The organism is Haematobacter missouriensis (genome assembly GCF_000740775.1).
In the GTDB taxonomy this organism is placed as follows: Bacteria; Pseudomonadota; Alphaproteobacteria; order Rhodobacterales; family Rhodobacteraceae; genus Haematobacter; species Haematobacter missouriensis.
Window position 1 is genome coordinate 180,560 of sequence record NZ_JFGS01000004.1, and the last position, 7,734, is coordinate 188,293.

The following is a 7,734-nucleotide window of genomic DNA, read 5'->3' on the forward strand; positions in this document are numbered from 1 at the left end:
GTGCTGAGGGCCGGCCTGCAGGAGAACCGGTACCGTCCCTTCCCGTCCGGTGACACGGGATGCGAGGGATTCAGCGGCGGCACCGGGGTTTCAGCCCACCGACGCAGCAGGCGCCAGGCCGGGCATTCTATTCCGGCAGCAGAAGCGAGGCATCGCCGTAGCTGAAGAAACGATACCTCTCGGTCACCGCATGGGCATAGACGCGGCGCATCCTGTCCATCCCCATCAGCGCGGAGACAAGCATCAGAAGCGTCGATTTGGGCAGGTGGAAGTTCGTAATGAGACCGTCTGTCGCATGGAAACGGAAACCCGGATAGATGAAGATATCCGTCTCCCCTTCCCACGGCACGATTTCACCACTCCGGGCGGCGCTTTCGATGAGGCGGAGCGCCGTGGTTCCGACAGGGATCACCCGCCCTCCCGCCAGGCGCGTGGCCGCGATCTCCTCCGCCGCGCGAGCGGTGACCTCACCCCACTCGGCATGCATCCGGTGGGTCGTCACATCCTCCACCTTCACGGGCAGGAAGGTGCCCGCGCCCACATGCAGTGTCACATGCGAGAATGCGACCCCCCGCTCCGCCAGAGCGGCAAGGAGCGGCTCGTCGAAATGCAGCGAGGCGGTCGGGGCCGCCACGGCACCGGAGCGGCGGGCGAACACCGTCTGGTAGTCTTCCTTGTCCTGTTCATCCGCAGGACGCTTGGCGGCGATATAGGGCGGCAGCGGCATGGAGCCCGCCTCTGCCAGCGCGGTATCGAAATCTCCGCCCGTCAGGTTGAAGGCAATCACCGCGTCGGCCTCGTTCCGCTCCCGCACTTCCGCCGACAGCCGATCGGAGAAGATGAGGATGTCGCCGGGTTTCAGCTTGCGAAGGGGGCGGGCCAACACGCGCCAACCGCCCGAGGCCGTCGCCTCCAGCAGCGTCACCTCCACCCGCGCGCTGACCTCCCCCCGCGTACGAAGGCCGGAGAGCCGCGCCGGGATCACCTTGGTGTCATTCAGCACCAACCGGTCGCCGGGGCGGAGAAGCGTTACCAGATCGCTCACCCGTCGGTCGCTGATGCGGTCACCCTCTGCCACCAGAAGGCGTGCCGCGCTGCGCGGGCGCACGGGCCGCGTCGCGATCAGATCGTCAGGAAGGTTGAAGTCGAAGTCGGAAAGCCTGAGTGTCATTGTGCCAGCCGCGGCGGATTGCTGCGGAACAGTTCCCTGAACATGCCGGGAGTGAAGATCGAGAGCGGGTTCACCCCGATCTTGGGATCATCCGCCGTACCGGAAACCGTGTAGTTGATGCCGATCAGCCCCTCGCCTCGCCGGGTCAGGGCAGCGCCGATGCCGTTCAGCAGATAGAGGGGGGAAACGACACCCTGCATCTCGATACCCTTGCTCCCCAGAAGATAGACCCCGGCGGCGGAGATGCCGAGCGAGGGACCGGTGGCCGAGCCGCTCTTCACCTCCACTGCGCCCGGCGTCAAGCGGAAGTCTGAGCGGATGTCGCTGAAAAGGATACCCCCGCCCGCCAATTGCTCCACGAGCCCGACGACGCTCACCGCCGACAGAAGCTGCGCCAGCACGGGCGCCTCCCTGAGCCGCATGTCCTCAATGGCGAGGCGTCCGTCATACTCTCCGGCCTGTGCCCGCGGCGTGAGAGAGAGGGAAAGCACGCCGCCCGCCGCCCGCGGCGTGATCCCCATGGCGGCGATCAGCGCGCCTGCATCCGTGGCGCTGAATCGCAGCGCAGGTCGCCCGCCTGTGGCTATCGCCTCCCCCGTCAGACCGGCGACACCATTCACCAGACCGCGAAACGTACCGTGAATTCCGCCGCCCGTCTCCAGCGCGCCGCTGGCATTGGTCAGGAACAGCCCCTTACCCACGTCCACCCGGTCGAGCGTGAAGTCAATCGGCACGCTGCTCCCCCGCGAGGGCGCAGCGCTCCGCGCCGGCCGGGCGCCACCGTTGTCGGGCAGAGCGGCGAGGTTCACATGCCCGCCGGGCAGCGATACTGCCGGCGGTCGGCCTCGGCCCTGTCCGCTCAGCACCACCGGCGCATCGAGCCAGTCGCCCGCGCGGACGCGGGAAAAACGGGCGGTCCCCAACGTGTCATCGGCTTTCAGCGTGACGCTACCACCCTCCAGCACCAGCCCCGGAGCGCTGAGGGAGAGGCTTCGGACTTCCGCAGGTTTCCCGGCGGTGAGGGCAAGGGAGAGCCTGCCCTTCTGCGCGGGAGCAAGCTGCCAACCGATCTCCGGCAGACGCAGCCCAAGGCCCGCCAGATCGCTCTCCAACCGGATCGCGGGTGCGGCTCCCTTGGCCAGATCGACCTGCACATCCGCCCGTCCCCGCCCTGAAACCAACGTTTCAGGAAGCCCCGGTGCAAAGGCCGCCAGCGCCGCGGGCGAAAGCTCCACCCAGCCAGTCACACGGGACAGGTCGCCGTTCGCCTTGTCCAGCGGCTGTTCCCACGCCCCCTGAAAAGGCACTCCGGAAAGCCGCCCGGCACCGGATATCCGCAGCATGTCGCGATCCGCCGTCAGGTCGAGCTGCGCAGCCTCCAACGCCCTGCCCGGCACGATCCGGTCAGAGCGCACCTCGCTCAACGCGCCTGCGACGTGATATTCGACCTGCGGCAACTTCAGGTCCTTGAGGAGAGGGAGCGCGATCCTGGCCCGCACATCGGCCCGCCCCTCCGCCAGATCGACAGGTTTTTCGGCCTTGCTGAGAAAGCGAAAGGGCGGCTCATCGAGCACGGAGAGCGCGGCGGTAATGCTTCCCCGGGCTTGAAGGTCGATCTCTGCGCGCGCAGGCTTCTCCTCTATGTTCGGCACGACGAAGGTGGAGCCAGCGACATCCAGTGCCCCGCCTTTCGGCGCCTCTACCTGTCCCGCGTTGACCCGCATCGCATAGCGTCCGCGGTCGATGGCGGCATAGCCGGAGCCGTGGCGGATCGGCGGAAGCGTCGGCATGAACCGCACTTCGCCGTCGCGGAACTCATAGGTCAACCCGAACCGCGGCTCCTCATCCGGGCGGAGGCGCACCGCGGCCTTCACGTCGGACAGCTTCGCGGTGAAGACATTCTCGCTCAGCCACTCCCGCGTCTTGCCGGCCACCGAAACAGGCCACAGAGCGATGAGCCGCTCCCGGTCGACCTCGTTCACCATCGTGTCGAGCGCCACCTCCCAGCCATCGGGCCGCGCCGCTATCCGCCCGAAGGCGCGAAGCCGCTGGGCATCCTCGCTCAGTGTCACCTGTCCGATGGCGAGCGTCAGAGGATCCAGCCGAAGCTGCAGATCGGCCTGCCCGTCACTGAACCCGACGGGCGCCTCGAACACGCCATCCGGATCGACGCGCATGTCTGATACTGCGATCTGGGCATCCACAACTGCGGGGAAGCCGCCCTCCATCTCCCGCAGGAAAGCCTGCCCTGTGGCAGAGAAACGGAGGGTGCGGCTTTGAACGTTGATCTGCTCGAAGCTCACTCGCTCCGCCGCGGCGTCGTAGGCAAGCGCCAGCACGGCGGAACGGAAGCGCACGGGGGGCGTCCCCGGTTCCGGTTGCACGGCGCCCGGCCCGATGGAAAGCTTCCCCCGGACGGGAAGTAGTGCTCCCGTGCCGTCGATCCGCGCCGAAACCTCTCCTGAAAGCGGTGCGTCTAGCACGGAGAGCCAGGCGAGCGCCGGGGCCTGCAAGGCCACGTCGCGCGCCGGGACGTCAGTCAGCCTTGCACTGAAGCTCGCCTCGGGCGTGCCGCGTCTTGTCTCGAACAGCAGATTGGCCGCGGCAGGCCGCTCCCCCGCCGCACCAAGGTCGAAATCCAGCGCCACGCGGACGCCCGCCCCATCCCGACGGACGCTAAGGCTGCCGTCGCTCACCTCCCAGACCTGACCGACGCGCTGATCCTCCAGCCGTATGCCAAGCTCCCGAGCGGAGGCCCGAATGACACCTGACAGCAACGGCTCCTCAAAGAAATCGTCGATCACGGCCATGATTTCCGCCATCGAACCCACCGCCCCCAAAGCAGCGCCTGTCTGCCCCACGTCGAGGTCCAGCCTTCCGTCCGGTAGCCGGCGGAGATACATCATCGCCCGCCCCATCTCCACCACATCGGGGCGGAGCCGCAGCGCCAGCAGATCGTCCCGCCGCAAACGGAACCGCAGGTCGGCCAGCGTTCCGATCCGCTGGTTCGACTGATCGAAGAGCGTGATGTCGGACAGGCGGAACCGGGGCCGCCAGCCGTGATCGAGCACAAGATCGACCGCTCCGAGCGCAAGCCGCCCGTGCCCCTCCAAGGCGTCGTTGACCGCCGCCTCCACCCGGTCGGCCACCCAGCGGGGCGCGTGAAGCGGCCTGTCGCGAAGCGCGAGTCCGCCCCCCGCCGCGAGCACCGCCACACCCCCTGCAAGGCCGATCGGCACTGCCCACCGCCGCCATGCGGGGCGCCGCAGGCCACCTGTTGGCGGGCCGGTCAACTCACTCATCTCGTCAATTTGCTCATCTCTCCGCAGCCGATCCTGCGGGAAGGATAGCTTTCACGAGCCGCTTGGGAAACGGAAGGTGCCGGATTCTGGCACAGCGACTTTCTGCCGGCGGTCATCCAAAGACCGACCAGCCCATCGCGCGCGCCAGACGCTCCACTGCGAGTGTGCCGATCAGGGTGTTTCCCTGTTCATCCAAGCCCGGAGACCAGACCGCGATCGACGCCTGCCCGGGTGCGATCACGAGCAGGCCACCGCCCACCCCGCTCTTGCCCGGCAGGCCGACGCGGTAGGCGAAGTCACCCGATCCGTCATACTGACCGCAGGTCATCATCAGCGCGTTGATCCGGCGGACGCGGCCAGCCGAAACCAGCCGCGGCCCCTGCCCGGCGCTCATCAGAAACCGCCCGGCGCGGGCAAGCTGCCGGCAGGTCATCGCGATGGCGCATTGGTGGAAATAGGTGCCACAGACCAGCTCCGGCGGGTGAAGCAGGTTGTCATGCGAGGCAATGTAGTGGGCGAGAGCGTAGTTGCCGTGTCCGGTCTTCTGCTCCGACCTGGCCACATCGGCGTCGATATGAATGTCTTCATCCTCCGCCGCGGCACGCATGAAACGCAGGATGGACCCCAGCGCTTCACGCGGCGTCGCGCCCGCCAACACCGCATCGGTCGTCACCAGCGCACCCGCATTGATGAACGGGTTGCGCGGTTTTCCCTTTTCCAACTCCAATTGCAGTATGGAATCGAAGGCCTGCCCGGAAGGTTCACGCCCGACCCGCTGCCAGAGCTGATCCCCGAGCTTGCCGAGCGCCAGCGCCAGCGTGAAGACCTTTGACACGGACTGTATGGAGAAGCTGGTGTCGGCGTCGCCGGTCTGCACCTCCCGCCCGTCTGCCGTCACCACCGCCATGCCGAAGCGCTTCGGGTCGATGCGGCCGAGCTCCGGGATATAATCGGCAACACGACCGCGCTCCTGCACCTGCGCCATCTCGACGCCGATCCGGTGAAGCGTATCCGCAAGCCGCTGCGGCATTCTCAGGGTGTCCAGTCGAGGAAGTTGTGGATGAGCCTCAGCCCCGTCTCCTGGCTTTTCTCCGGATGGAACTGGGTGCCGATCACATTGCCGCGCCCCACGATCGCCGTGACCGGCCCGCCGTAATCCGCCGAGGCCAGCCGATCCGCCGCGTCGGCGACATGAAGCTGATAGGAGTGGACGAAATAGACATGCTCGCCGCTCGCGATCCCGTCCAGCACCGGATGGGACTGCTCCAGCCGAAGCTCGTTCCAGCCCATGTGCGGCACCTTCAGCGCGGGATCGGCGGGGGCGATCCTGCGCACCTCGCCGGGGATCCAATCGAAACCGGGAGTGGTTCCGTATTCCAGCCCGCGGGACGCCAGCATCTGCATTCCCACGCAGATGCCGAGGAACGGCCGCCCCCCGCCGAGAACGGCCTCCGAGATCGCGTCGAAAAGGCCGTCATGCGATTCCAGCGCCTCCCTGCAAGCGGGAAACGCCCCGTCGCCCGGCAGAACGATCCGGTCCGCCCGGGCGACCACATCCGGGTCAGACGTCACGGTGACGGTGGCCCGCCCGACCTCCGCCGCCATGCGTTGAAACGCCTTCTCTGCCGAATGGAGGTTGCCGGAATCGTAATCGACCAGCGCCACCAGCATCAGAGCGCCCCCTTGGTGGAGGGGATGGCGTCCGCCTTCCGCGGGTCGATCTCCACCGCCTCGCGGAGCGCGCGCGCAACGGCCTTGAATGCCGCCTCGGCGATATGGTGACTGTTGATCCCGTGCAGCCTGTCCACGTGCAGCGTGATCCCGCCGTGGGTGGAGAGCGCCTGAAAAAACTCCCGCACCAGTTCCGTATCGAATGTGCCGATCTTCTGCGTCGGCAGATCAACGTTCCACACAAGATACGGCCGCCCCGAAAGGTCCAGCGCCGCCCGCACCTGCGCGTCGTCCATCGGCAGGTGACAGGAGCCGTAGCGGCGGATGCCCCGCTTGTCGCCGAGCGCCTGCGCCAGCGCCTGTCCGATGGCGATACCGGTATCCTCCACCGTATGATGGTCGTCGATATGCAGATCGCCCTTCGCCCGCACGGACATGTCGATCAACGCATGGCGCGCGAGCTGGTCCAGCATGTGATCGAAGAACCCGACGCCGGTCTGGTTGTCGTAGCTACCGCTGCCGTCGAGATCGACGCTGACGGTGATGTCGGTTTCCGCCGTCCGGCGCGTAATGGTGGCCTTGCGCATCGCTTCGCTCCTCGTTCACGGGCCGTTATAGGCGGAGGGCCGGAATTGTCCACGCCGCTCCCGCGGGGTCCGTCAGCTCCAGTTGCGCGCATCGCGACGCAGGAAGGTCACGAATTGCTGCACTTTCGCCGTGCGGTGCGTATCCACGTGGGTAACGATGTAAGCCTTGGAGTTCCAGCGCGGCTCATCCAGCCCCGGAAATATCTCCACCAGCTGCTCCCGCGTCTCGTGGGCGCCGGCACGCATGAAGCCGATGCCGATTCCCGCCAGAACAGCCGCCTTGAGCGCGGGCCCGACCGGAGAGACGAAGCAGAACTTGTCCTCCGGCACGTAATCGGCCAGCCAACGGTTGTAGGGCGCGCGCAACGCCTCACCCGACGCGCCGACGATGCGGAAGGACGCCAGATCCTCCGGCGTCTCCGGGCAGCCGTTCATGTCGATGAATTCCCGCGTGGCGTAGAGCGCGAAGCGATAATCCATCAGGGGCGAAACCACGTTGTCCGGTTCCTCCGGCGGGGATCCCGCGCGCAACGCCACATGCGCCTCCCCGTATTCCAGCCGGACCTTCCGCAACTCCGAGGCGTAGTGAACCCGTATCGCCGGATGAAGCGCCTGAAACCGGCCGATGGCAGGCACCACGAGATCGGCCAGCCCCGGGACGCTGGAGATCAGAAGATCGCCCGAGACCTCCTCCCCCCTGCCGCGGATACGGTTGAGCAGATGGTTAAGCTGCTCGTCCGTCGCCTGCCCCACCTGCAAGAGATCCTCCCCCGCCTCCGTGGGGGTGTAGCCGCGGGCATGGCGGTGGAAAAGCCGCGTTCCCAGCCGCTTCTCCAACGCTTCGATATGGCGGATCACCGTCGCATGATGAACGCCTAACGCTTCCGCCGCGGCGCTGACGGTGCCCAGACGCGCGACGAAATACGCGGTCCTGATCTCGCTCCAGTTGTCGGTGGCCATGGAAGCTCTTTGAACCACCATCCGCCAACTGGTCGAGCATTCG

General features: G+C 66.9%; 6 protein-coding genes. All 6 read right to left on the bottom strand.

Annotated features, from left to right (window positions below; genetic code table 11):
* Window positions 1-127: 127 nt before the first annotated feature.
* The 6 genes from queA to CG51_RS06565 all read right to left on the bottom strand — a co-directional run bounded on the left by queA (window position 128) and on the right by CG51_RS06565 (window position 7,712).
* Window positions 128-1,171 (bottom strand): tRNA preQ1(34) S-adenosylmethionine ribosyltransferase-isomerase QueA, encoded by a 1,044-nt coding sequence (gene queA / locus CG51_RS06540; RefSeq protein ID WP_035743258.1) that lies wholly within the window; start codon window positions 1,169-1,171, stop codon window positions 128-130.
* On the bottom strand, window positions 1,168-4,473 hold the full coding sequence (locus CG51_RS06545; protein ID WP_035743259.1) for a YhdP family protein: 3,306 nt from the start codon (window positions 4,471-4,473) through the stop codon (window positions 1,168-1,170). Before CG51_RS06545 ends, queA begins: the two co-directional genes overlap by 4 nt.
* Before the next feature lie 112 nt (window positions 4,474-4,585).
* Window positions 4,586-5,503, bottom strand: a complete 918-nt coding sequence (locus CG51_RS06550) for a glutaminase (protein WP_035743260.1) — start codon at window positions 5,501-5,503, stop codon at window positions 4,586-4,588.
* 2 nt (window positions 5,504-5,505) lie between these two features.
* Entirely contained in the window at window positions 5,506-6,144 is a 639-nt protein-coding gene (gene hisH / locus CG51_RS06555) for an imidazole glycerol phosphate synthase subunit HisH (protein WP_035743261.1), read from the bottom strand.
* On the bottom strand, window positions 6,144-6,731 hold the full coding sequence (gene hisB, locus CG51_RS06560) for an imidazoleglycerol-phosphate dehydratase HisB (protein ID WP_035743262.1): 588 nt from the start codon (window positions 6,729-6,731) through the stop codon (window positions 6,144-6,146). Before hisB ends, hisH begins: the two co-directional genes overlap by 1 nt.
* Window positions 6,732-6,803: 72 nt before the next feature.
* Window positions 6,804-7,712, bottom strand: a complete 909-nt coding sequence (locus tag CG51_RS06565; protein WP_345995633.1) for a LysR family transcriptional regulator — start codon at window positions 7,710-7,712, stop codon at window positions 6,804-6,806.
* Window positions 7,713-7,734: the final 22 nt, after the last annotated feature.